The organism is Leptospira stimsonii, from assembly GCF_003545885.1.
Taxonomy (GTDB): Bacteria; Spirochaetota; Leptospiria; order Leptospirales; family Leptospiraceae; genus Leptospira; species Leptospira stimsonii.
The window spans coordinates 392214-417805 of the sequence record NZ_QHCT01000001.1 but is presented as its reverse complement, the minus strand read 5'-3'; the positions used below and the strand labels follow the sequence as shown (position 1 = coordinate 417805).

27 protein-coding genes, 1 rRNA gene and 1 pseudogene are annotated in these 25592 nt (G+C 41.2%); 20 read left to right on the top strand and 9 right to left on the bottom strand.

The genetic code is table 11. From position 1 onward, the window contains the following. Positions 1-64 precede the first annotated feature (64 nt). The 12 genes from DLM75_RS02100 to fumC all read left to right on the top strand — a co-directional run bounded on the left by DLM75_RS02100 (position 65) and on the right by fumC (position 14580). Positions 65-2407, top strand: coding sequence for a hypothetical protein (locus DLM75_RS02100; RefSeq protein WP_118966890.1), 2343 nt, complete (start codon positions 65-67; stop codon positions 2405-2407). Positions 2408-2599: 192 nt separating this feature from the next. Further along, the gene (locus tag DLM75_RS02095) at positions 2600-4438 is read left to right on the top strand and encodes an FG-GAP-like repeat-containing protein (protein WP_147456597.1); all 1839 of its coding nucleotides are present in this window, start codon (positions 2600-2602) and stop codon (positions 4436-4438) included. Positions 4439-4533: 95 nt separating this feature from the next. Next, positions 4534-4650: ribosomal RNA gene (rrf, locus tag DLM75_RS02090) — 5S ribosomal RNA — on the top strand. Between the two features lie 240 nt (positions 4651-4890). Beyond that, a complete protein-coding gene (gene rpmH, locus DLM75_RS02085) occupies positions 4891-5052 on the top strand; it encodes a 50S ribosomal protein L34 (protein WP_118966888.1) in 162 nt (53 codons plus the stop codon). A 10-nt stretch (positions 5053-5062) separates the two neighbouring features. Further along, the gene (gene rnpA, locus DLM75_RS02080) at positions 5063-5383 is read left to right on the top strand and encodes a ribonuclease P protein component (RefSeq protein ID WP_118966887.1); all 321 of its coding nucleotides are present in this window, start codon (positions 5063-5065) and stop codon (positions 5381-5383) included. After that, complete coding sequence (gene yidD, locus DLM75_RS02075; RefSeq protein WP_118966886.1) at positions 5380-5610, top strand: membrane protein insertion efficiency factor YidD; 231 nt, start codon at positions 5380-5382, stop codon at positions 5608-5610. Before rnpA ends, yidD begins: the two co-directional genes overlap by 4 nt. Beyond that, positions 5610-7493: a membrane protein insertase YidC gene (gene yidC / locus DLM75_RS02070; RefSeq protein ID WP_241547844.1), complete on the top strand. Its 1884-nt coding sequence runs from the start codon at positions 5610-5612 to the stop codon at positions 7491-7493. Before yidD ends, yidC begins: the two co-directional genes overlap by 1 nt. 33 nt (positions 7494-7526) lie before the next feature. Beyond that, positions 7527-8237 carry an RNA-binding cell elongation regulator Jag/EloR gene (jag, locus tag DLM75_RS24630; RefSeq protein ID WP_069605794.1) on the top strand — a complete coding sequence of 237 codons (711 nt, stop codon included), beginning with the start codon at positions 7527-7529 and terminating at the stop codon, positions 8235-8237. After that, entirely contained in the window at positions 8230-9600 is a 1371-nt protein-coding gene (gene mnmE / locus DLM75_RS02065; protein WP_118966885.1) for a tRNA uridine-5-carboxymethylaminomethyl(34) synthesis GTPase MnmE, read from the top strand. The genes jag and mnmE overlap by 8 nt, the downstream gene beginning before the upstream one ends. Before the next feature lie 47 nt (positions 9601-9647). Then, positions 9648-10910: a malic enzyme-like NAD(P)-binding protein gene (locus tag DLM75_RS02060; RefSeq protein WP_118966884.1), complete on the top strand. Its 1263-nt coding sequence runs from the start codon at positions 9648-9650 to the stop codon at positions 10908-10910. Between the two features lie 101 nt (positions 10911-11011). Further along, positions 11012-13087 carry a hypothetical protein gene (locus DLM75_RS02055; RefSeq protein WP_118966883.1) on the top strand — a complete coding sequence of 692 codons (2076 nt, stop codon included), beginning with the start codon at positions 11012-11014 and terminating at the stop codon, positions 13085-13087. Between the two features lie 98 nt (positions 13088-13185). Next, a complete protein-coding gene (fumC, locus tag DLM75_RS02050; RefSeq protein ID WP_118966882.1) occupies positions 13186-14580 on the top strand; it encodes a class II fumarate hydratase in 1395 nt (464 codons plus the stop codon). A gap of 461 nt (positions 14581-15041) precedes the next feature. Here the strand turns inward: fumC and DLM75_RS02045 are convergent, their stop codons facing one another. From DLM75_RS02045 to DLM75_RS24945, 9 genes and pseudogenes are all read right to left on the bottom strand, one after another. Continuing rightward, positions 15042-15482 carry a hypothetical protein gene (locus tag DLM75_RS02045; RefSeq protein ID WP_118966881.1) on the bottom strand — a complete coding sequence of 147 codons (441 nt, stop codon included), beginning with the start codon at positions 15480-15482 and terminating at the stop codon, positions 15042-15044. 20 nt (positions 15483-15502) lie between these two features. Further along, entirely contained in the window at positions 15503-15703 is a 201-nt protein-coding gene (locus DLM75_RS02040) for a hypothetical protein (protein ID WP_118966880.1), read from the bottom strand. Further along, complete coding sequence (locus DLM75_RS02035; RefSeq protein ID WP_118966879.1) at positions 15687-15920, bottom strand: hypothetical protein; 234 nt, start codon at positions 15918-15920, stop codon at positions 15687-15689. Before DLM75_RS02035 ends, DLM75_RS02040 begins: the two co-directional genes overlap by 17 nt. Further along, positions 15920-16522, bottom strand: coding sequence for a host-nuclease inhibitor Gam family protein (locus tag DLM75_RS02030; RefSeq protein ID WP_118966878.1), 603 nt, complete (start codon positions 16520-16522; stop codon positions 15920-15922). The genes DLM75_RS02035 and DLM75_RS02030 overlap by 1 nt, the downstream gene beginning before the upstream one ends. A gap of 819 nt (positions 16523-17341) precedes the next feature. Next, a pseudogene (locus tag DLM75_RS02020) lies at positions 17342-17737 on the bottom strand (hypothetical protein); the annotation flags it as partial. A 4-nt stretch (positions 17738-17741) separates the two neighbouring features. Next, positions 17742-17969: a hypothetical protein gene (locus DLM75_RS02015; protein ID WP_118966876.1), complete on the bottom strand. Its 228-nt coding sequence runs from the start codon at positions 17967-17969 to the stop codon at positions 17742-17744. 165 nt (positions 17970-18134) lie between these two features. Then, positions 18135-18359, bottom strand: coding sequence for a hypothetical protein (locus DLM75_RS02005; RefSeq protein WP_118966874.1), 225 nt, complete (start codon positions 18357-18359; stop codon positions 18135-18137). Next, entirely contained in the window at positions 18356-18658 is a 303-nt protein-coding gene (locus DLM75_RS02000; RefSeq protein ID WP_118966873.1) for an LIC13344 family protein, read from the bottom strand. The genes DLM75_RS02005 and DLM75_RS02000 overlap by 4 nt, the downstream gene beginning before the upstream one ends. Positions 18659-18681: 23 nt before the next feature. After that, positions 18682-19014: a hypothetical protein gene (locus tag DLM75_RS24945; RefSeq protein WP_241547807.1), complete on the bottom strand. Its 333-nt coding sequence runs from the start codon at positions 19012-19014 to the stop codon at positions 18682-18684. Between the two features lie 42 nt (positions 19015-19056). Between DLM75_RS24945 and DLM75_RS01990 the strand changes: the two genes are divergently transcribed. The 8 genes from DLM75_RS01990 to DLM75_RS01945 all read left to right on the top strand — a co-directional run bounded on the left by DLM75_RS01990 (position 19057) and on the right by DLM75_RS01945 (position 25592). Then, positions 19057-19455 (top strand): helix-turn-helix domain-containing protein, encoded by a 399-nt coding sequence (locus tag DLM75_RS01990; protein WP_118967930.1) that lies wholly within the window; start codon positions 19057-19059, stop codon positions 19453-19455. Positions 19456-20155: 700 nt separating this feature from the next. Further along, positions 20156-20458, top strand: a complete 303-nt coding sequence (locus tag DLM75_RS01985; protein WP_118966871.1) for a MerR family transcriptional regulator — start codon at positions 20156-20158, stop codon at positions 20456-20458. 201 nt (positions 20459-20659) lie between these two features. Continuing rightward, positions 20660-20893: a hypothetical protein gene (locus DLM75_RS01980; protein WP_118967929.1), complete on the top strand. Its 234-nt coding sequence runs from the start codon at positions 20660-20662 to the stop codon at positions 20891-20893. Further along, positions 20890-21219 (top strand): hypothetical protein, encoded by a 330-nt coding sequence (locus tag DLM75_RS01975; RefSeq protein WP_118966870.1) that lies wholly within the window; start codon positions 20890-20892, stop codon positions 21217-21219. The genes DLM75_RS01980 and DLM75_RS01975 overlap by 4 nt, the downstream gene beginning before the upstream one ends. 545 nt (positions 21220-21764) lie before the next feature. After that, entirely contained in the window at positions 21765-22346 is a 582-nt protein-coding gene (locus DLM75_RS01960) for a hypothetical protein (RefSeq protein ID WP_118967928.1), read from the top strand. An 817-nt stretch (positions 22347-23163) separates the two neighbouring features. Continuing rightward, positions 23164-23784: an LIC10173 family protein gene (locus DLM75_RS01955; RefSeq protein ID WP_118967927.1), complete on the top strand. Its 621-nt coding sequence runs from the start codon at positions 23164-23166 to the stop codon at positions 23782-23784. Then, entirely contained in the window at positions 23781-23999 is a 219-nt protein-coding gene (locus tag DLM75_RS01950; protein WP_118966867.1) for a hypothetical protein, read from the top strand. The genes DLM75_RS01955 and DLM75_RS01950 overlap by 4 nt, the downstream gene beginning before the upstream one ends. A gap of 105 nt (positions 24000-24104) precedes the next feature. Next, positions 24105-25592, top strand: a complete 1488-nt coding sequence (locus DLM75_RS01945; protein WP_118966866.1) for a DUF2586 family protein — start codon at positions 24105-24107, stop codon at positions 25590-25592.

Below are 25592 nucleotides of genomic sequence, written 5' to 3'. Positions count from 1 at the left end.
TGGAAGACTGGATACTTAGAAAGATTCAAGTTATCGAAATTATTTTGTTATATTGTTAGGAAAAATGGAAAGCACGGAACAGGACATAAGCTTTGAAGAACTAGCGGCGAGTAAGCCGGTGGAAATCCAGTCTCTTATGCCGGATTATATTTTTTTAAACGAGGGCGCTGTCGGTCTCTCGGCCACCGCGCGTTGTATTTTGGATGAGTTAAGAGACTGGCATAAGAAAACGGAAAAACACGGTTCGAAAGGGATTCATCCTTCTTACTTACTCACGTTAGACAAGCTTTCAGAACTTCTCAATAAATATAGGAATCTAAGCGAGCAGTCCAAGTCCCCGCAAAGCATTGATCTTGCTCTGAGACAACTGGTCGATTACGAAAAAAAAGGGAAAAATAAATCCGCTTATATCTATCCGTTTCTTGTTCGTAACGGTGCGAAGGTTCTGGCTCGGATAGCGATTGCAAGTCCGCAAAAAGAAACCAAAACGGATGTGACTCCATTTCGAGTCGCGTGTTTCGAGTTTTCCGAAGAATTGATCGATCTAATTCTTCAAAATCGTGCTAAAAAACCCAAACTTCCGGATGAAGATAGCCCCGGCGCTTTTTTACTTCATAAGAACAAAGCGGGTAAACTCTGGTTATTTCCGAAATTGGCTTCGATCGAAGCCGAGTTTTCCACCTTATTGAAGCGAGGTTTTCAGCCTTATAGTTATATTCCTATGATGGATTTCTTGCGCGATTTTCTTTCCTATTCGCTTAAGAAGAATTATGTAATGAAAATTCTTCCGGACTATCATATCATCCTCGATGATCTTCAGTTGAATCCGGACGGATCATATGTAAATCAGCCCGAGGTAATCGCACATTATCGATGTCAGGCGGATGCGCTCGAAAAGTTCGCAATTCCATATCTCAAGGAATTGAGTGAAAGGGCGGGTTATAGTCTTTTTAAGACAAGAATCGCCGAATTTGAACAGACACATATTCAACTCGTCGAGCCGGGAAGAAAACAAAACAGCGAAAAAGTAAAAGCCCTCATTTCGCTTATCAACGACTATCCTTTCGATCGGGAGACCGACGAACTTGGAAAAAAAGTCGCAGAAACATGTAGAGCTTCGATTCAAATTCTTTCCAGACTAATCGAAGAGAAAGATAAGTTGGTTCAGAGAAAAGAGGAGAACGTTTTTAAATCCTTAAAAACGAGAATTCTAAATAAGATCGCGGAAACTACTCTACAAGAACAGACTCTTTATCGATTTTCTCCGGAGCAAAAATTAAAATCCTCCGGGCTTTTAGACGAATCACGTTATCCGGCTTTGGTGGAAGAATTAAAGAGAGACATTGTGGCGCAATTCGGAATGAAGGTGATAGAAAAGCCGGACCAGACTTCGGAAATCTACGCGGTGGATCCGGGATATATGGCGGCCGTCTTACACAAGTTAAGCGGAATGGCTACAAATAATCCTTCCTTTCAAAAAGATTTGGATATAGCGAGAGAAATCAACGCGAGTCTCAGCAATCCAAAGCACCCTGGTTTAAACGCGAAGTTAAAGGCAGATAGCATCGTCAAATTGCAACAAGGAATTCAGGCATTAGAACAACTCGAAGCGGAAAAACAACGCTCCCAAGAATTTGCTAAGAAGTTCAATCTTCCAATGGGAATGCTCGGTTTTGTCGCAAGTATGATTCTTTTTTTAATCGCTTCCGTTCATTTTAAAACTACCGGAGTTTTATTCGTGGGAATTCCGGTGAGTCTATTTTTAGGTCTGATGCTCGCCTTTTATTTTAGAGAAAAAGACAAATCGGATATTCTTGGGGGTGTGGGCGGAGGCGCTTCACTAGGATCCGGATTTAAAGGAGAATACGGATCTGCGACTTCCTATTCTTCGGACGGTTTTTATTCCGGAGGAGATGATTCCGAAGACGAACATACTTACACAAAAGGTGAAACCCCGAAAGAAAAGAAAGTAAGTCTCATTGCGAAAGGTGCGGAACGATTCGTGTTCCCGAGTCGTTTTACAAAGATTACGGATAAAATTCACGATTCTCGATCCTTGCGAAAAAAGATATATGAGAATTTGGATAACATTCGAAGCAGTGTAGCTCATCTTAAAACGGAGAAGGACGACGATAAAGTTGCGTCCACAATCGAATACGCCTTATTACAGCATTCGGCAACGATCGTGATTCCAGACGATTTAGTTCCTCAAGGAATGCCGGGTTCCATCATTTTAAATCACAACGACCTCAAGGCGCCGTTGATACGGGATCAAATATCCGAATTCTTAAGAAACGAAGCGCAGAAGAAAAAATACGATAAGAAACTCGTGAAATATTACACATTCTTAATTAATACGATCGAAGTGGAATATTATAAATATCTTCCGAGTCGGAAAAAGAAATAAACTTTTCTCGCTTTGTTCCGGATTCTACGCGATCTTCCATATTCTTTTCCTAAGAATTAGAATTGACTCGAATATCCTCTGTCACCTAATTTGAAACGAGTGAGCGATTCATTCTATCCCCGAATACTTTCTCGCTGTAAAAAAAACTTAACTCATTTGAAGTCTTTTTTATCCGATTTCGTTTTAACATTTATGCGTTCTTTTCAAAGGAATACCATCATTCTTTTCTATGTTCTTCTTTGCTCCGGTTGCGCAAGAATTCAAAGTCTAAATCCGGGCGACGTTAGTTCGTCTCCATATTATGAAAACTTAATTGTCCAATGTCTTTTAGGACAAACTTTGAATTGTCTATCTCCTTCGATTCGCAACGTCCGAGACTTAGGGGTGATTCATTCCGGTTTTTTAATAGGAAATACGGCCCCATTCGCTTCTACCGTTGAGGTTTCGTTAGACGGAGGTTTTTTTCAAGGTGCAGTCGTCGTAGGGAACACTTGGTCTTTTCCGTTGCCAACGGGAATTTATTCCTGGAAACAAAATTCCTTGCATAAGGTTTCGGTTCGATCCGCGCCTCTTGCCGCGCAAAATACGATTCTAATAAGAAAAGGAAACAATCACGACGTGAACGGAGACGGTTACCCGGACGTAATCGTAGGCGCAAATCAATTCGGGGGAGGAACCGGTAAAGCTTATCTATTTCATGGGAGTGCACAAGGAATCGTTTCTCAAAATGCTACTTCGGCTAACACAAGTATTGTGGGGGTTCCTTCTGGTCAATTCGGATGGGCAGTCGCATTGGGTGACGTGAACGGAGACGGTTATGCGGACGCGGTTGTCGGAGCGCCTGGCTCGGGAGTGGATTCCGTTTTTATCTATCATTCGTTAGGCGGGGACGGAATTCCGAACTCAGCTTCACCAAATTCGACTCTTAATGCCGGCTCGATCATGTTTTTTGGCGGAGCGTTGGCACTTGGCGACGTAAACGGAGACGGATTTGAGGATGTCATTGTCGGCTCCTACGGCTATTCGACGTCTTCGGGAAGAGTGGATGTTTTTTATTCTTCCGGAATATCCGGAGTTCCGACTGGAGGACTTTCATTAGCCAAAACCACGCTCGTTGGTCCTCTAGTGAACGCAAGATTTGGAATATCGGTTGCAACCGGAGATTCGAACGGGGACGGATTTGCGGATCTTTTGGTCGGGGCCGATGGAATTTCCCGATCCTTTCTATTCCATTCGAACGGGTTCGGCGGAATCTTAGGCCAAGATCTTTCTTCGGGCGGCTTTGTGAATACCCTTTTGATCGGAGAAGCTTCCAGCCAGTTTGGAATATCCGTTTCTATGGGAGACGTCAATGCCGACGGTTTTCAAGACGCTTTGATCGGAGCCCGCTCCTATTCGGGTAACCAAGGACGAGCCTATATTTTTCATTCGAATGGCGATTTTGGAATTCCCAGTCAGGATCTATCCGCGTCCGGAACTGCGAATACTATTTTAACGGGGCAAGCGCCTGGAAGTTTTTTTGGAATTTCCGTTTCTCTGGGAGATTCCAATGGGGATGGGTTTTCGGACGCACTGATCGGCGCATACGGTATTGGACAAGGAAATTCGTTTCTCTTTCTTTCTTCGGGTTCGATAGGAATTTCGACCCAAAATCTTCAGAGCGGTGGTACTGCGAATACGACATTCTCAGGAGAATCTGCCGGAGATCAGTTCGGTATTTTCTTGAGCTTCGTCGATGCAAACGGTGACGGTTGTTCGGATACTTCCATCGGCGCTTACGGATATTCCGGGGGAGGGAACACAGGGAGAACCTATCTTTTTTACGGATCGTCCTCGGGAATTTTTAGCGGAGCGGCTCTTACCGCAAATTCGATTCTCACTGGAGAGCCGGCGAGCCAGTTCGGGTATTCCCTTGCTTGGAATTGGACAAACAGTTTTATGTTTTTTGCAAAAGAGAATTTTCACGAACGAACGCGATTCTTTTTTCGAAGAGAAGAATCCGATTCTCAATTTGAGATTTTAAGTTCTTAAAAACAAAACGCCGAATCGATTCAGAATATTTTTCATCTTTTTTATTAATTTAAGATTGACCGTACAAACCGGTACGCGAATCTGACTTTAAGATTCCTGGTGACTATAGAGAGAGGGCCACACCCGTTCCCATCCCGAACACGGAAGTTAAGCCTCTCATCGCTGATGGTACTGTGTGGTTCGCTGCATGGGAGAGTAGGACGTTGCCGGGTTTTTTTATTTTAGGACAGAGGATTGATTCTGACAATTCTCCTCCGGTCGTTCGGGCCTTCCTCAGGGTCGTTTCCCTGAAATTCCTAAGAAAAGAAATCCCGAGTGAGACAAATTCACATGAAATCTAAATGTGAAATGGTTGACTTAGACCTTTTTCAGAAAGCTTCTGTTAGAAAGAGTATTGGATTCTTCTAATTAGAAGATAGAAACGCAATCATTAACGCCAATCAGGGATACGTATGAAAAGAAATTACCAGCCCAGCCGAGTAAAAAGAGCGAGAACGCACGGATTTCGCACGAGAATGGCTACTTCCGGTGGAAGAAAAGTTCTTTCCCGTAGAAGAAAGAAGGGCAGACATAAGCTCACTGTTTCCGACGAAAAACTCGGTAAAAAATACTAAGAACTAAGTCATCGAAGAGACATTAAAATCCAGGAAGGAGATACAATCTCTTTTTAAGGCTGGAAAAAGAGTCTCCCGCTTCCCGATCGTTCTTGTATTCACTCCTAACTCCTTATCTAAGAATCGTTTTTTGTACTGTCCGGAACGTACGGTAAAAACGGCGGTTCTAAGAAACCGGATCAAAAGGAAACTAAGATCGGTCATACACGAGGAAGAGAAGAATTTTCTAAAAGGCTTTGATATCGCAATATTAGCCAAAAAAGAAATTTTGGATCTAAATCACGGGGAGCTGGTTCAGATTCTGGTCTCTCTGATCAACCGAATCTTATGAACCAACTTGCAATCAAACTGATTCAGCTATACAAACGGCTAATCTCTCCTTTACTCCCGCCAGCCTGTCGATTCACCCCAAGTTGTTCAGAATATGCCGCACAAGCATTTCAAGAATACGGATTTTTCCGCGCATTGCAGTTGAGTACTTGGAGAATTTTGAGATGCAACCCTCTCTCTCAGGGATTCGAAGATCCCTTGCCACCTAACATTAAAAGGACGAAATGATGGAAGATAGACAAAGTAGATTATTTTTAGCTCTGATTCTAAGTATGGGAATTTGGATGGGGGTGAATTACTTTTTCTTCCCTTCCGCTCCACCTAAAAAAACTCCCGAAACAAAGGAAGCTACTTCGGACAAACCTTCGGATAATAAAAAAGAAAACAAAACTCAAACCGAAAAGACGAAAGAGGCGCAGATCACCGCCCCAGTGAAAGAAGTTAAGGTCGCTCCTTCCGACATAAAAAAAACGAATATCGTAACCGATTCTTATATCGTAGAATTCAGTTCCTTAGGTGGAAGAATCTCCAAATTTTATGTAAAAGATTATGTAGGACCGAACGGTGATTTGATGCAAGTCGCTCGTAAGAATCCGGAGACGGTCGTTGTCGATGGAAAATCTTATCAGGCAGTCGAACTTTCCAGAGAAAAAGGTTTTGATTTTAACTTTGTAAATTCTTTAAATCAACTTCCGGAATCCGATTGGAACGAAATTCCGTTCGCATTAGAAGAAGATAAAGCGAATTCTTCCTTAGTATTTAGCGCTGTTTCTCCCGATAAAACATTTCTTCTGAAAAAACAATACCGCTTTTATCCGGGTGAGAATTATTTTAAAATCTCGCTTTTTATCGTTAACCTTACAAAAGAAAAACTTTCCTTTGCTTCCCAGAAAAGCACACAGTATTTGAGAACCTTCGGAAGTCTCGGTCCTCTTCCAAAAGATAGAGCGCTCAATGATCGTGACACAGCTAACTTCTTTCGTTTTTATCATATCGGAGGTTCTTTCAACGATACCTTGGACGGGAGTTCTTCTCTCGGATTTTGGTCTTCGGTTGGAAATTTCTTTACCGGAAATTCCGGAGCGGATGAGACCTTCAGCGTAAAAACAAACGCGGAATCGGGCGTTGATTTTGCAGGAACCGGATCCCGTTACTTTATCGCGGTCGCCGATCCACTCGATCACAAGCCGCAAGGTATCGTTTTAGATAACAGAACTAAAAATGAAACCGGCGCCGTATTATTGTACGATAATATTTCCTTAACTCCCGGTGAAACTTACAATCTGGATTTCGGAACTTACGTCGGTGTGCGCGAAAGCGAAGGAATGGTATTTAGAAATCCCGAGCTCGATCCGAATCAGGCTAAGAATAGTCCCTTTGCAGGCTTAAGCGCCGACCTAAATAAATCTTTCAACCAAGGGATGACCACACCTTTTAGAAACGGAATCATCTGGGTTTTGAAAAAAATCTATCAGTTCACGGTTCCTAACTACGGTTGGAGCATCATCATCTTCGCGATTCTTTTCAAACTCGTTTTCTATCCACTCAATCAGAAACAAGCGGATAGTATGAAGAAGATGCAGGAACTCAGTCCGCAACTCAAAACGATCAACGAAAAATTTGCGAACGATCCGAAGATGCGCCAGCAAAAAACGATGGAGCTCTATAAAAAGAACAACGTCAATCCGGTGGGTGGTTGTCTTCCGATGGTGATTCAAATTCCGATTTTTATCGCGCTTTATACCGCTTTCTCTGATACGATAGATCTTTGGAATTCTCCGTTCTTATGGGTAAAAGATCTCAGCGAACCGGATGTTATCTGGACTTCTCCTGCGATTCCATATTTTACGCAAACCGGACTTGGTCTGAATCTTCTCGCTCTTCTGATGGTTGGAACTCAGATTTTCCAAACAAGAATGACTTCGGTTTCTATGGATCCGAATCAGAAAATGCTAATGTATGTAATGCCGGTAATGATGCTTTATATCTTCTGGAACATGCCTTCCGGTGTTACACTCTATTGGACTTTTCAAAATATTCTTTCCATCGCTCAGCAGTGGATTACAAACCACTTGAAAAAGACCGAGGAAAAGAAAAAGGCAAAAGCCTGATCTCGCGACGAACTCATTATCGAGGATAAACACATGGAAAATTACATCTTTGAAGCCGAGGCTAAATCGAAGTCCGAAGCCGAAGATTACACTCTCAAAACCCTCCGACTGAATTCGGACGAGGTTCGTTTTGAAACCGTTGATTCCGGAAAAGGCGGCTTTTTCGGAATCTCACAGAAAAAGCCGGCAGTAGTCCGTGCTTACGTTACTTCTCGGGATCTTCCCGCGGAGAAAATCATTCACGGGGTCGTTCTCACCGTTCTTAAAAAAATGGGAATCGAAGCCGAAGTGGTAGGAATGGGCGACGTGGACGGAAAAATCTACGTCGAAATCGCAAGCAAAGAATCCGGTTTGGTGATCGGAAAAAGAGGCGCTACGTTAGACGCTCTTCAGTTCATCTTCAACTTGATGGTTGATTCTAAAATCAGACACGGAAGAAAGATCGTTCTGGATATCGAATCCTACAGGGACAAAAGAGAATTATCTTTGGTTCGCCTAGGAAAATCCGTAGCGGCAACCGTTGCAAAAACCGGTAAATCCAAACTTTTAGAACCTATGAATCCTTTTGAAAGAAGAATCATTCACATGGCTCTTCAAGAAAATGAGAAAGTATTCACGAGATCCGAAGGGAACGGAACTTACAAAAAAGTAAGAATCATTCCAATGAAAGACAAACACAAATACAAAGACGTTGCTGAGAAAGGTCCTAACAACGACCTCCTCGAAGAAGCGAACTTTGAATGATACGATAGCCGCTATATCAACCGCTTCCGGATCCGGAGCCATCGGTATCATCCGAATCTCCGGGCCGGGAGCCCTTACGATTTCTTCCTCATTTCTTTTTTCTAAAAATAATTTTCTTTCTCCAGATAAAATCCAACCTCGAGTTGCGATTCGATGTGTGTTCCAAGTTGGAGATAGAAAAGTAGATCAGATTTTATTTTTTTACTTCAAAGCTCCCAATTCTTATACCGGAGAGGATCTCTGCGAATTTCATTTTCACGGAAATCCGATTTTGTTAAGAGAAGCGTTAGACGCCATCTTCAGGGCCGGCGCCCGTCCTGCGAAACAAGGAGAATTTTCTCGCAGAGCATTCTTAAATGAAAAATTAGATCTGACCGAAGCGGAAGCGATAGGTCGTTTGATCTCGGCTCGTTCTCGTTTCGAACTCGAGCTCGCTCAAAAAAATGTGTTCGGCGAAGTCTCTCGTTTTACTTCCAATCTGAGAAGCCAGCTCATTTCTCTCAAAGCGGAATGCGAGGCGGAGATCGATTTTTCAACCGAAGATCTTACCTACGAATCCTTGGAAGAAAGAAAAGCAAGAATCGAAAAAGTTAGAACCTTGTGCCAGGCCGTGATTCAAAAATCGGATTCCGCAGAAAAATTGATTCAACAACTTCGGATCGTTCTCTATGGGGAACCGAATACGGGCAAATCGAGTTTGATGAATTTGATCTTAGGAAAAGATCGTTCCATCATTTCCGAAATTCCGGGAACCACCAGAGATTATATCAGTGAAGAAATTTTACTCGAAGGAATTCCCGTTCGACTCGTCGACACAGCCGGCGTCCGTGAGACCGAAGACACGATCGAAAAACTCGGAATCGAAAGAAGCGAGAAAGAATTTCAATCCGCAGACATTCGACTTGTTTTGGTCGATACTTCGAAAAGGGAAGATTGGAAAGAATTTATCGAAAAGAATCGGATTCGTCTTCAAGGTTCGATTCTTGTCGCAAACAAGATCGACATCCGTTATTCTTCCTGGGATCCGAATCTCTTTGCAAAAGTTGAAAATCTCATTCTTTGCGAAATTTCTTGTAAGACCAAGGAAGGAATTTCGATTCTTCTAAGTGCGATCAAAGAAAGGGCGGGAAGTCTGGGTCATTCCGAAGATTATGTCCTCTTGGAAGAAAGACAGAGATACCATTTTGAAACGATCGTTCGTTGTCTAAATAATACCTTACATCTGATCGCGGAAGGCGCTCCGGCGGAAATTTATATCAAAGAAATCGACTATGCTCTCTCCGAAATCGGAGAAGTAAACGGCAGAGTGGACACCGAAGAAATTTTAGGGAGAATCTTTAGTAAGTTCTGCGTGGGCAAATGAAATGTTATCGTCTCACGGTCTGAATTGAAAAATATGGGAAATATCGTATGAGGGAAAAATCACTACAGTATCACTCGCTCCACCCTAAGGGAAAAATAGAAGTGGTTCCAACGAAACCAACGTTGGATTCTTATGATCTTTCCCTCGCATATTCTCCCGGCGTAGCCTATCCTTGTTTGGAAATCAAAGACGTTCCCGACCTCGTTTACGAATACACAAACAAAGGAAATTTGGTTGGTATTATCACGAATGGAACTGCGGTTCTCGGTCTCGGAGATATCGGTGCCCTTGCCGGTAAACCCGTGATGGAAGGCAAAGCGGTTCTTTTTAAAAAATTTGCCGGCATCGACGTGTTTGATATCGAAGTCAACACGAAGGATCCCGATGACTTTATCAACGCGGTGAAACTTCTCGAACCGACGTTTGGCGGAATCAATCTGGAAGACATCAAAGCTCCCGAAAGTTTTTATATAGAAGAAGAACTCATTAAAAAAATGAACATTCCGGTGTTTCACGACGATCAACACGGAACCGCAATCATTACGGTTGCAGGACTTCTCAATTCTTTTGAGCTTACCGGCAAAAAACCCGGAGACGTTAAGGTAGTTATTTGTGGCGCAGGCGCGGCCGGAATCGCTATCGCTGAACTCATTCAACATATCGGAATCAAAAAAGAACAAATCTTCTTAGTCGATACGAAAGGTGTGATCCATCACAATCGTACCGATCTCAACGATTCTAAAAAGAAATACGTTCAAAAAACGGATTCTACAACCCTCAAAGAAGTGATGAAAGGCGCAGATATCTTCGTAGGTGTTTCCGTACAAGACATGGTCGATGAGGAGATGGTTCGTTCTATGGCTAAGAATCCGGTAATCTTCGCTTTAGCAAACCCAGATCCTGAAATTCCTTACCAAGTTGCCAAAGCCGTTCGCTCCGATTTAATCATGGGAACGGGAAGAAGTGACAATCCGAATCAGGTAAATAACGTATTAGGTTTTCCTTTTATATTCCGCGGAGCTCTCGATGTAAGAGCCCGCCACATTACTCTGGAAATGAAATTGGCCGCCGCGCGTTCTCTTGCTGAATTGGCTCGTCTGGAAGTTCCGGACGCGGTCAGTCAAGCGTACGGCGGAGTTAAGTTTGAATTTGGACCGGAGTATTTGATTCCGAAACCCTTTGATAAACGGGTCCTGTTCCACGTTGCTCCTGCCGTTGCAGAAGCCGCGGTTGCGAGCGGATCCGCTCGAATTCCATATCCTGGAAGAGAAAAATATCTCGGATTTCTGGAAGGAATTATCCGAAGCTGATTTTTTTTCTCACTTTCGAAATCCGATATTTATAAAGATACGAGGCTTTTGATAATTTCTAAAGTCTGTTATCAATATACCCTAATCGGGTACGAAACATTATGTCCAAATCTGAAAATCAAGCGCCAACTCCTGAAACCGCCGATGTAAACACGGAGGATACTCAGGATATGATCACGGATCAGGAACTCAAAGTCCTGATGCTTCAATTCAATCCGGGTGCATTTAAAGACATAGACTTGGTCGAGAAGGGAGTGGAGAATTATTTTCTTTTCAACCATTCTCCTTTTGCGCTTACAAAGATAGAACAGCTTCAACATCTCAAACTGCAAGATTTGAAATTTCTCGAAGAAAGAAGAGGAATTCAAACCTATCAGTATCTTCTCTTCCAAAAAGAAATCAGAGAACTTCAGATCGCAAACGTTATCATTCGGCCTGCATCCTTAAAAGCGGATCAGATTCTAAAAGTAAAACGAGGATGTCTTTTACAGAGCGTCGCGGCAATTTTAGAAATGCTCCACGCTAGAGATCAGTTTATCTTAAACGTTTCCAAAAATTCGGAAATCGAAGATTGGGTTCATCAAAATTATATCAACGTCGACGATAAGGGAATGCCGATCAATCTTTCGGATTCTAAGTTTCTCGAAAAGTCTATGCAGAATTTGGAATCTCTTTCACTTGAGTCTCTTTTGAGTAGATTGCAAGTAAGAGGCGATCTTTTTAGCAATATTTTTCAATTGTTGGATCAAAAGCCCGGAGAAATTCTAAATCAACTTTCCATTATTAAAGTGGAGGCAGAAGTTTTACCTGTCCTTGAAAAAAGAGGATCCCGTTCTCCTCTTTTACAACTTCATCCCCGCTTTCATCTTTTTCAGCCTTCCCTGGATGAACTCTTAAGTTTTAGGCACGCGAAAGAAAAGGACGAACAAGGAAGAACTACCGAACTTGAAGTCATCTTTGAATTGTTTACGATCATCGCACGTAAAATTCTTTTACACATTTTACCGACTGAAGAATCTTCCTGGATCGAACTTACAGGGAACGCGCAGGCGGAACGATACGCTCAAGAATTAAAGAAACATCCCGCTTTTATGTCCGGAAAAAACTGGGTTGGGGGCGGCGATTTTATCAAAGCCTACGAAATCCTGATTCAAACAATCCGAACTCTTTCCAATCTTAAGAAAGAATCATTAATCAATCTGATTACGGGTGAAAATCTATTTCGCTTTAAAGAATCGAAAGAACCCGTCCAATTTGATCTTTCAAATTTCGAAGTCGACGAAGTCGCTCTTAAATCAGTAGGAATGAGTCGAAATGAATTATTCCGCGAAGTCTTGGAACGAATTCGAGCAAGGGAAGATTTTTTAAAAAAAGAACGCAAGGGTTCGGGTGGAGACGTAATCGGTCTTCAGATCTTAGCGAAAAGTATGATCTTACGCGCGTTTACCGAAATTCGTCCGAGAAGAACTTCGATTCATAACCTCGTAAGACAAAACGGTTATACAAGAGGAATTTACGAATTCTTAAGAGAAGTTTCAGACGTTAAGGACGGACAAGCGGCGGTTGACGAACAGATTCGATTGAGTAAAGCGATCGCCGAATGGGAAGAAGATACGGAGAAAGAAAGAATTCGTTCCGAAAGGGCTTCTAAATCGATTTTAGAAAGACTTATCGAATTCATTCTTAGCCTTTTTGGAATTTCCGTCGCTCCCAAGGAAAGGGAGATTTCAAACAAAGGTTACGTAAGGAAAGATCTCAAGGTATCCGATGCGGAGAATCCTCAGCAAGAATCTGCTAAACCGAAAAAGAAACTTTCTTTGGGCGTAATCGTCGGACCGAAAGAAAAGGAAATGATTGTACCTGCACGCCTACAAAAGGCGATCGACTACGTGGATCGCAAGAACAACGGTTTGATTTGGCTGGATGAAGTCGTAGTCGCGGTAGCTTCGCCCGAATTCGGAAAAGACAAAGTGGCCGACCTCATTTACTATGACCAGAAGCGGAGATATCTCGAAATCAGAGCGATGAACCAGGTTCGTCACGTTTTTATTCGTAGAGAACTGGAATCCGATCCGACTTGGATTCAATCCACTCTGGATTACCTCGATAACGTTTCCGCTAAAAAACCCGAGTTTTCCGCTCTTGCGGATACTCTGAGACGATTTCGAGAAGAATAAAGATTCACTTTGATTCTAAATCACTTTAGAATTTCATTAAGTGTCACCTATTCTTTTTGAAGAACAATATTCTAATTAAATAACCATTCGGAGGCTTCATGAAAACCAGAATCGAAACGGATTCAATGGGTGAAATCGCTGTAGACGATTCGAAATATTGGGGTGCGCAAACGGAACGTTCCCTTCATCACTTCCATATCGGGAACGATCGATTTCCAAGAGAAATGATTCGAGCATTGGGAGTTTTAAAAAAATCGGCCGCGATCGTAAACGCGGAACTTGGATTGTTAACCGAAGAGAAAAAAAATCTAATCGTCCAGGCGGCCGACGAGGTGATATCCGGAAAATTGGACGAACACTTTCCACTTTCCGTTTGGCAGACCGGTTCCGGTACTCAAACGAATATGAATTCGAACGAAGTGATCTCCAACCGCGCCATTGAAATTGCAGGAGGTGTGAAAGGTTCCAAAAAACCGATTCATCCAAATGACGACGTAAACAAAGCTCAGTCCTCAAACGATACTTTTCCGACAGCAATGCATATCGCGGCGGCCGAACAGTTGAATCTGAAATTGATTCCGGCTCTCGTTCAGTTAAAAGAAACTTTAAAGAAAAAAGAATTAGAATTTCAGAATATTATAAAAATCGGAAGAACTCATCTTCAAGACGCCACACCTTTGACTTTGGGACAGGAATTTTCCGGGTATGTACAACAATTGGAATACAACATCGGAAGAGTGAAGGCGGTTCTTCCATCCGTTTATCGTCTTGCTCTCGGTGGAACTGCGGTCGGAACGGGTCTGAATACTCATCCTCAGTTTGCAGTAAAGGCGGCGGCTCAGATAGCCAAAGAAACAGGCCTTCCTTTTATTAGCGCGGAGAATAAGTTTGAAGCATTAGCCGCACATGATTCTCTTGTAGAAGTAAGCGGCGTTTTAAAAACGATCGCGGCGTCCTTGATGAAAATTGCAAACGACGTGCGTTGGCTTTCTTCCGGTCCTCGTTGTGGAATCGGTGAAATCAGCATTCCGGAAAACGAGCCGGGTTCTTCGATTATGCCTGGAAAGGTCAACCCGACTCAATCGGAACAGATGACGATGGTTTCGGCGCAGGTAATCGCAAACGACGTAGCGGTGAATATCGGAGGAGCGTCCGGAAACTTTGAGTTAAACGTTTTTAAGCCTTTGATTATCCATAACGTTTTGAATTCGATTCGACTTCTTTCCGACTCTTGCGTTTCTTTCGAAGAACACTGCGCGCGTGGAATCGAACCGAATAAGGAAAAGCTTAACGAACATTTGAATAATTCCCTGATGCTTGTTACGGCTCTTAACCCCCATATCGGATATGACAATGCGGCGAAGATTGCCAAAAACGCCCACAAAAAAGGAAGCACTCTTAAGGAGTCCGGAATTGAATTGGGCCTCTTGACAAGTGAACAATTCGACCAATGGGTTCTTCCGGAAAAAATGATTTCTCCTTCCGTAGATTGAAGGTGTAAATCGGTTTTATCTTTTAAAGCCCGTATCGAAAGTGCGGGCTTTTTGTTTCGTTCGCTGTTATTCCTGAATTCTTGATTTCAAAATCGAAGATTAGCGTGACACTAAAAACTTTTTTTATATAAGAATCAGATACGAAATGTCACCGAGTTCCTCGGATAAAGAAAGAAAATATTGAAAACGTAGGTTTTGCTTTTTTCAATTGAGTCGTAGGAGCAAAAACGGAGGTTGCGCTAGTTATATTCATTATATATAATATTGAGAAAGATTCGTTCCGGTTTTAAAGATAAATTTTTCCGAAACGAATCTACTCGCAGTTTACTTTCTTTTCGGGTCTTTAAATAAAAGGTTTATGGAAAACCAAAGGCAAACGGCAAAGAAGCCCAAGAAAAACCAGAGAAGGAAAGTCCAAAAAATAGTGTAACCGATTACTAACATGGTTACATCGAAAATTTTCACGGAGCCACTTCCCATTCTTTCGTTTCATCCTTATGCATCGCGGAAGATTCTCCGAACCTTCGCACGAATTGATAAACATAATTTGCGCGAAAGGAGCTCATACCGTCTTCCAAACAGATCTCTTTGAGAATTTTATCCGCGGATTCACGATAACGTTTTCGATCCAATTTTTCTTCCCGCATCAATTGATAGAGAGCATCGTGAACGAGAGATCCACGCATAAAATTCTTTGTATCGATGGTCGGCCCGCTCGGACCGTCCCAAGCGTAGCCCGAATCGATTTTCAAAAGACCATCCGGAGAAAGTTCCAGAAAAATTTTTACATCGGGTAGTCCGATCTGCATAGAAGAATTCGTTTTTATCGAGGTTCGATAATCGTAGTTCTTGACCAATTGATATTTATAGTTTTTAAGATTCTTAAAAGTGATCTGATTCATCTTTTACCTCCTTTCTAAAATTAGGAATGAATTGGAGAATTTCGTTTCATTTCCGCAATTTTTTCGATTGTAGTTTGGGAAACTCCCAATTTCCTTTTTGCAAAGAGCGTCATAGTTGCAATTGTAACCATACCAAACTCATCTAAAACGGCATCGGTGAAATCGTTGAATTCAAGATCTTCAAATTGAATCCTTAATTGCGCTTTAAATGTTGATGACATATCCGTCTCCTTGTCGTATTTCCCAAATCGAATTTCGAAAATAACGTTCTATTAGAATTCTTACATATTCGGAAGTTTCCGAAATCTCGATCATGAAATTCAGCTTATCGATCTTAACTTCCAAACTCCGAACCTCTTCGTGCGTAAATCTGGAAAACCTTTTCGAATATTCGATAAAAGTTTCCCAATCGGCTTCTTTATTCGTTTGCGCTAACATCAGGCCGCGTCCTCGACGGCTTCTATTTCTATTTCTATTTCCGTTTCGCTTGGGGTAATGTATAAGCGCTCCGATTCTTCATTGAATTCGATTCCGATCTTTTGTATGGCTTTAAGAGGTTCTGCGAGGATTTTTTCTTTGTTGAGTTCCAATTTAATACGAAGATACATTCCACCTAACTTAGAGATCAAAAAATTAAATCGATCCAGTAGCCCATTCTCCGAGAGAATTTTTTCAATAAATTTTACGGTTCCCCGAGTCTTTACAGAAGCAGGAACTCTTCGTAATTTCAAGACACCTGTCGTAAATTTACAGGTTTTATATTCCGGATCAGGAAAGAGTTCTTCCTTATGATGATCTACGAAATATTTTATTCCGGATGCAATGTGCTGAATTTTTAGATCCAAAGGCGAAATTTCATTCTGAAGATCTCTTTGGAGCATGCTGATTTGGTCGTCGGTCCGGCTTTTGATTCGATCTCTTTCTCGTTTGATCTCCCCGAGTAATTGAATTGCTTGGGTGAGATCGGAGCGATCCTTATATTTGTTGTCAGGCAGATCCAGGAGGTCGCCTTTCTTCTTTGTGTTTTTTAACTTTGACATATGATCTCCTATTTCGAAGTCATTTCGACCGCCACTCCGTTAGTCGAAGATGGCAGAACTTTCACTGCCGGAATATTTTTTCCGGAAGTAATCTTTTTCTTGTTTTTGCTTTTTTGTTTATCAGGTTCCTTCTTCCTTCCATTCATGCGGTTTCTCCTATTTTGTTTTCTGATTTAAATTAGTTTCTTTTAAAATATTATATTTTTTTAATTCTAAATTTAGATTCGAAATAAGACTTTTCTTTCCTTTGAGTTTGTTTTTCTATTTCAAAACCTTGCTACGGTCTATTTGAATCTTAGCAACGGCATCTTATTTTTGCTATTACTGCTCATCTTCTTCAACTCTTGCTCTCCATCATTGCTTTTTGTTTTCGCTTCCATTCGTTCGATTTTATACCACACAGCTTCCTTTCGTCCTCATGCTCGAGATATGGAGAATCATTTGGAACACTCGATCGAACATTTTCTTTCCTTTCGCTGAGAGCCACTTGAACTTCTTTGTATTCCCTAACATTCTTCTCGATTTATTGAGAACGAATTGTTTCTTATTTTTCCATGGAACTTTGCTCTCCGTTCACACGAGATAGCGAATTCGAATGGAAAGAAAAGTTTGTAATCAAAAATCATCTTCAAATCAAACTTATAAATACTTTGAGATTTTCCGAAATCCTAGGATCCGGAAAAGACCTTATCATTTTAGTGTTATTTAGAATATTCGTAAGTTTGAATAATGTTTCCTCTGTAGCCAGTCTCCTTCTCCTTCCTGCGTAGCGCGCTCTGCGTTATTTTCAGTTTATGAATTTTCAGCCAGGGATAATTTAAGAATTCCGGAATACCAAATTGCAAATTCTCTGATAGAATCCGGATCCAATAACTGTCCTAGCTTTTCTCTTTCCTTATCTTCTTGATAAATTTTTCGAATCGTTTCGATCGGAAGTTTCCAAGAATCCTCAATAGCGATTACGTAACGGGGAGTATTTCGAACCCCTTTTATTACGTCTGCTAAGTGTTCTCTATAGAGCGGACCCATCGTTTCATTTTGATTCTGATAGAAATCGAATGAGTATTTAAACGCTATATCCCTGAGATTCAGTTTTGATTCAATGACAACCTGTTCGATACGTTGGGATAAGGAACGTCCTCTTCTCCAAAATCTTTTGTAGTGAACGACTTCTCCATTTACGAGGAGACGTTTCGGTTTAACGGCGTTCATGATATCGTTACGCAATCGCGATCTCCTTTTTAGCAGAATTTTTCCGAACGTAAGGAGTCATTGTGATTCTCCTTTTTTCTATTACCGGAAGAATGTGGCGGACTATATATTCAGAAAGTTCCTCCGCTTTCAGTTTACGAATCATGTGGTCCGGAACCTCTTTCCATATTTCTTCGAAGACAGCGTTCTCAACCTGAATTGACCTTTGAATTTTTTGTTTCTTAGTAAGATTCATGCTACCCCCTTCGGATCCTCGGTAGACGAAAATCGGGAAAAATTCGGATGAATAGGCCGAATACGATCAATAGATGGGATCAGTTTCTTAAATTTTTCCCTGAGACAATCTTTGCAAAGATCGGTTTGACTGAGAGATTCATTCTTTCTACACCGATTGCAAATTTCATTTTTCATATTCTAAATTCTCCGTGATTTTCTGTTCGTTTATCCATTCGTAAAAGTCGCCTTCTAACTCGCGGTCTTGTAAGAATGCGTCCATTACGGCAGAACGACTCAAGAGGCTTTCAATGATTTCAAAATGGTTTCTTCTGCCTCCATCCTTCTTATAAAGTTTAGAAAGGAGAATCCCCCTTCTCAATAATGTAATTCGTTCTCTAATCTGAATCATTCTCCGTATTCCTCCTCTATAATATATTCAAGAATACTAATAAATTCTCTGATTTTGATTGGTTCTTTTTTACAGATATGAACTATATCGTTTTTAACGAGGAACAAGGATGTTACAGCTTTGTCTGCCATTTCCGTGTGATCGTCCCATCTCCAATCAAACGTAGGAAATTGATTCTTAACATATTCAGCAATTTGGCCCACCATTTTGTCCTCTATGTCTGTGAGGACGATCGGGTCCAAGTTGTCTTTGGAAAATTTTTCTTTGCGATCGATACAGATCGTTTCAATCTCGGTCATTCTACAATCTCCTGGTTTTTCGTTTAATCATGAAACAAGGTAAAGAACATCAAAAATGGAATATTCCATATATTGAATAAGATCTGAATTTCAATGTAAGAATGTTCTCCGATTAAACTCCTGAAAAGGTGGCCAAAGTTCTCCCCAGCCTTTCTATAGAGTTTAGTGCAGTTCTTCCTTTTAAGAGCGATGCAGATAAAATTCTTCCGCGCGTTCCCACCCGTGATGATCATTACAGCCCCTTTTTGTGATTGCGATTTCGCTTCCGCATGCAATGCTTGGGTCGGCGATCGACCGAACTTGGCTCCGGAATCGAAATGAATCAGGGCGGGTTTTGTCCCGCTTGAAATGACCATACGTCTATAATGTATTTTGGTCAACAAAAAAATACGGTAAAAATGTATAAAGCGGATAAAAAATTTCCCGAACGATTGAAAAGGCTAATTGAAACTCTTGGGCTATCTCAGGCGGAGTTCGCTAGATCGATTGAGTTGAAGCCTGCTTTTATCAGTGATCTTATCAACGAAAGAGCTAAGAGTTTTTCGCAGGATTCTTTGTTGAGGCTTAGAACAGAGCACAATGTGAATCCGCTATGGCTGATTACCGGCGAAGGAGATATGTTATTATCTGAAGCCGGATTAAAAACCGATCGAGAAACGGATCGTTACCGGGCGATTTTAAGGAAGATAAGGACTAGGCCGCAGATGGAAGAATTATTAGAGAATCTTTTGGACGTCCCGGATTCGGAATTAGATGCACTGAATGTTGTAATCGAAAAATTTCGACGGAAGAAATAAGAATCATTTATCAAGGCTCGCGAAGATACGATTAACGATTTCAAGTGCGTACGTATGTCTCAGAACTTGAATCGGTTCAGGAGATACTTGAAAGTCGTATTCGAACTTTTTAAGAGTCTCTTCCACTTCCCAAAAAAGATGATTGCGCAAATCTTCCGTAGTCTCCAAATTCTTGCTCCAACAATAACGCTATATATATGTTTAGTATATTTTTAACCCCTGACAAAATCCATCTTAAATCCGAAAGTGTGGCTGTTTTTTGTTCACTTTGAAACAGGTTTTGGCAATTCATTGGAAAGTTTTAATCCAGGAATGAAAATGACAATAATTTCAATATGTCTCATAACTTGGTAAGAATCTGCTCATTTTGAAATTCACATTTCTTTCCTCGACTTCTTCGCTTTAGAAAACAAAGCCAAAGCTGGATGTGACCATCCTTCGTTCTTGAGCGCACAGAATTCGATTCAAGAAGGAATTTATACTTTTTCGATTCGAGTGTTCTAAATTTCATTCAAAAGGACTTCTCCGCGATCAGACTCAAAAAACGGCGTTCAACGCGCTATCTTTGTTAATAAATTCAATAATTAGAATATTCAAAAAGAATATTTCATCTTTCTTTTTTGATTTTAAATTTGGGACCAGGGAAACGTTCGCTAAATGACTTGACAAGATAGGAGGCAATCATTCAAACCTGCTTTCTATGTCTGAGATCAAAGGTCACACAAGAAATGGTTCATTATTAAAAGTCGTAACGCCTTCTCTTTCTACGGAAAAGGATGCGCTTGCTGAAGAACAAAAATATTCGATTCCGAACGATAAGAATCAAGTGCTAAAAACAAAAGATGCGGCAAAGTATCTTAATCTTTCAGTAAGGACTTTCACTCAATACGTGATCGATTACGAAATACCGTTCATTGAGTGGAGTCCGAGAGTCAGAAGGTTTTTCGTTTCCGATCTTGATAAGATCGCCCATTCTCGGAAGACAAAAAAGCAAATTATTTAAACCGACAACGATTTTAGCTCGGATATGATTTTACCTTTCCGTAAAATCCTTCAAGAAAAATTAGCGGCAGAACGAACGTAAAAGAATCAGTTCGCTCCTTGGACACCAGATCACTCCGTGCTATCCTCTTCTCACAATCGAAAGCGATTGAGTAGTATCTTAGCCCGCCGCCGCGCGGGTCATTTTTTTTTGAGAGGTAGAATGGAGAATTCAAAATTAAGTCAGATTAAGTTAGGGATCAAGGATTTCCTTGTGATTCTTTGTTTTCTAATCTCAGCGGTGTTCCAATACAACACTATGTATAAAGATCACGAAATTCGAATCGTAAAAATAGAGACCGAGATGACCTCCATATCAAAGGATTTGGCTGAAATAAAAGCCGACGTAAAAGACTTAATTAAGCTCACCTCAACGAAGGTAAAGAGGAGCGAGTGAATTTTCTTTGGCAGGATGATCGAAGCGGAAAGAGATCCGATACAACCTTAAGAACATGGATCGTATTCTTTTTGGTAATATTTTATCTAACGGCGCTTTGTGTTCTATCCATTTGTTTTCCTGATTCCTTAAGACCTTTGCATATGGATCTTATACAATGGCTTATTCTTTTTTACAGTGCAGTCGGCAGTTTGTATTTGGGTAAACGAGTGAATGAAGGCATCAATTCCAAAAATAAAATATTCGAGAACGCATTCGATAGATTGAATGAGACGAATATTCAAGGTTCTGGTGAAAATTTCGACGTGGGGAGTAAAAAGTTATGAATTCGTTTCTACTTTGGTGGAGCCTGCTTTCACTCAGAACGAAAGTTTACGCAATTATAATATTTGGAACGATAATTTTTCTTATTCTCCATAGAGGGAAAGCGGTCGTTTCACATTTAATACACAGCGAGGATTATTATGAAATTGAGGAAATACAATTGTCTCCCGGTTCTGCTTATGATTTTGATTGCGTGCCAGAATCAGGGAAATCGTGTCCGTGAGCGTAGAGACGAAGATTGCAAAGGTAGTTTCCGTTCTAACAATTTTGCGCTGACGAAACCGATCGAGACAGGAAAACCGCCGGAGATCGAAATCAACGGAACGTGGTATGTAACTTCGGGAAGATACAATGCATATCGAGTTCATGCAAAAGATCTCTCTCGTTGTCTTTTGAGGGAAGAGTGCGTTCGGAAGTGGACAGAATGGGAACGAGATTGTGCGGAAAACCGTATCAGGATTTTAGAATCCAGTCTTATTCCAGGGATTTTCTCAATCAGAAGTCGTTGTGATTTGCACCAACCAGTTTGTTAAACGAAGAGGGAAAAATGATTTCGCACATATCGCATCCTATCGCGCCATGGAATCCGCAAAGAAAGGATCCCACTACGCCTCGACTATTTCTTCACGATTATCAACAGTGTATGGGAAATGTTTTCCAGGACTTTATTGTTTATATCGGTTTGATTTATAGGATTCCGGATTTTATTCGTTTAACCACCTATAACTACTATGCACTCTTAGAGGATTGGGTGATAAAGAATCATAAAAATGTATATGATTCTTTGGATCATGCAGAACATTTTAATTTACTAATGAAGTCGAACGAGATTCCTTTTAAGATCGTTAAAAAAGCGGGAGATAAAGACGAACTTTGCCACTACTTTGAATTCGGTAATTACCCTTGTGGTCTGGGTACTTTTCTTACACAAAAAGGGCATATCATTCGTGGTATTGGAATCGTAGTATCCAGCGAAGGTAAGAAATTCTTAAAAGCTTCGGATCCTTACGGAGTCGGACCACGTTATATCGATCCCTACGGTCATCTGATTCAATACGACTTGGATGAATTGTTCGAACTTGGAGTTCCAAGTATCTTTTATTTGGAAAAGATATTTGTGAAAATTTGATCTACTTCGTTTCGGCGGGATTGATTTTTGAAATCGAGCGCATACCAATTTAGGAGGACCATGCAAGAAAGATTTTTAGTGGATTTACATTGTTCCGACAAACTGTCTCGGAAGAAAATGCGTTGCATTGATTCTTATCGCTCGCTCTGAGGGATATTAAAATTTTCTCATGGATTAGAAAACATCCATTTGGTTACGGTGAAAACGAATTCTACTTCGTTTTCACCGATGGGAGTTGAACTTGTTTTGAAAATGTGAGAGGTCAAAAAGTTTTACTGCATAGAAATTTTGTAGGAAAAATTTCGGGGAACGATTTCCGAACCACTTTCGAGGTTTTGAACCATGAATACAGATATAGCCGACTACAAATTAAAAAATTGTGAACCGAAGAACGAAACCATTTGAACCCCTCAATTTCACTTCTTAAGAACTTACAAGAAGTCCAGTATTTTTTGATTCAAGTTTTTAAGCCTTGTTTGTTTCCGTTGGTCGCTTTGTACTAGAATATAATTTCTTCCATTCTCAGATATCCTACTCAAACGAATCCAATGCGGATTCCTAATTTGTTTTTAATTAATTTCAAATATTCTAATATCGATTTTAGATTCTAACATTTGGACATTCGTTTTCGGATGCTTCTGAAAAGAGCGGCAGATGACGTAGGTTCTCGCCTTGTTTGATTGAAGAGGATGATGTATTCTTCTCCCGTATCCGAAGCTCCTATTGTTCGGAAGAAGAATATTGATTTGAATGCTTTTTTTCGTGTGTTAGAAGTTGAATCGGTTTTTGCAAAGTGTGTAAACGGAAAAATTAAATGATGAGATCCAGCCATATAGATTACTTAAGATCGTTGATCCAATCGATCAAAACGAATCCGGAGCCTCCTGCTACGGAACTGGAATCATTGTTTCCGGAAGATAAAATTCTTCTTACAGCCCCTTCCGTATCCGATTATCCGAGTCTGTTTCCCTTTTGTCTCATTCAACTTTCTCCACTTACTTCGATTCCGGACGGCAGGAGATTTCAAAAGTTATCTCCTGCCGTCCTAAGCGGGATAAAAAATCTGCGTTATCTGAAACGTCATTTTATTCAAGAATTCTCATATTCTCTTGATTTCTGGATGCAAAATTCTTCTAAGGATGTTTTGTCTTCCGGGCATGTCGGCACCGACGTAACCCAACTCGGAATTTTAGACCAAATTCTTTTATACATCTCGAATCATCCTAAATTTCAAACGTCCCACGATGTAACGATCGAGGTCCGTTCCGGCGCATCTTTTATTGTCTTAGAACCGCTTGAGAATCTCGGGTATTATAAATTAAAAGTGGATATCGTTTTCCAAGACGGACTCTTTGAAACAGAAACGGTTCCTACTCTGGCTCAGGGAACCTTTGAAATCGAAGAGCCAACGGAAATAGGAATATTGGAGGAACAATGAAAGCAGTTGAGTTTATTAGAAAATACGAATTGAGTTCCGCTTTAGCGGCCGGTTTTTTAGATCATCTTCGTAGGGATCCGGAAGAAGATGTTCAGGAAGAAGTCCTTAGGAACGCGTTCAAAGAATTTTCCGGGATCGAGCCTGATAGAAGTAAAAAAGTGAGGACTTCGGAAATCAATGTAGACGAAGATGAAAAATTAAGTTCCAAAGCTTAAGTTCATGATTCGTTATTAAGAACCCTAACAGCGAATTGATTTATACAAAGAGCGGAATATTCCGCCATTCTACTCAGTTGCTCTTATTAATATTAGGAGCGAATCATGTCAACAGGCGATGTGACAACCTACCATCAAGATGGTGGGATCAACTTCAATGACGTTAAACCCGATCGTGTCGGTTCCAAGGTTGGAACGGCAGAAAGCGGGATAGCGAATAGAGTCTATGTTATTAATAACACACCACAGGCGAAAGACGTCTTCGGGCGCGGAGTTCTCGTTGATTCTTTAGAACAATTTTTTGAAGAATTTGACGAGGCTAAAGGACAGAAGCCAGTCCCAGTTCTTTGCGTTCGCCCTGAGAATGACGTTGCAGGATTGGTCGCAACACCTGTAAAAACAGGCGATGGAGAAGCGCTTATCCCAACGACCGCAGGCACGCCAACCGGTTCGAGAGTTGTCGTACTGAAGATTACGAAGGCTGGCGCTTCGGGAGTTGCTGAGTACCGTAAGTCCGTCGATGGCGGCGATAACTTTTCAGCTCCTCTCATTACACCGGCAAGTGGATCTCCGATTTCCTTAGATGCGGGAGTTACCGCGACTTTTACGAATGCTTCGACTCCGGCGAATACTTTTAAAATTGGTGATACATATACTTTTACCATCACCGGTCCAAGTGCGTCTAACGCGTCTCGTCTAACAGCGATTGAAGCGCTCAAACGCGAATACGGCGCTTATTGGATTCACGTACTGGGTCCTGCGACGAGAGCTTTTGCTATGTCCTGCAACGCGATTCTCGAAGAAATGGAAATGGAACACCATCTTCCTTCGTTTATCATTTTGGAAGCAAGAGGAAAGAATCAAAGTGAAACGCTTTCAGAATACTTTCAGTTTATTCAGGATGAGTTTGATCCGTTCGCTTCTCCAAAAGGACGAGTGATGATTGCAGTTGGTGAGGGACGTTATATCAAAGGTGGCGTCAACGCATCCGGTGGTTATTCTGCCGTGAAATCAGTCGGAGATTCCATCGGTGAATGGAGAAACTTCGCGACTATGGCGACGGCGAAGATTGCGGCGGCGCCCGTAAACGTTTCCATTGGATACGTGAAAGATATGCGATCTCTCACCTTTTCTGAGATTCGTTATTGGGATGAAGGATACAGAAACTACATGGATCTTCTTCACGACATGGGATTGATGGTTCTAAAGCAGTACGACGACTACGAAGGAATCTTTATCGCAAGAGATAAGATTAAGGCGGCGAGCTCCTCGGACTTCAAAGAACTTCCCGAAAGAAGACGAGCCGATAAGATGCATCGAATTCTTTATCGTGAGTCTCTTCAATTCTTGAACATGGATACGGAAGCGGATTCAGGATCCGGCGGACTGGATTATCTTAAAACCTACATCGATTCTAAAATTTCGGCAGAGATGGAAGCGCCCGGTAGAAAAGAAATTTCCGGTCACGAAATTATTTTGGATCCGGATAAGACTTTCAATACCGATCGCATTCTCAAAGCGAAGTGCAAGATGTTTGTGAGCAACAGAACGAAAGCGATAGAATGGGAAACTTCTTTCGCAACACCTAAATAG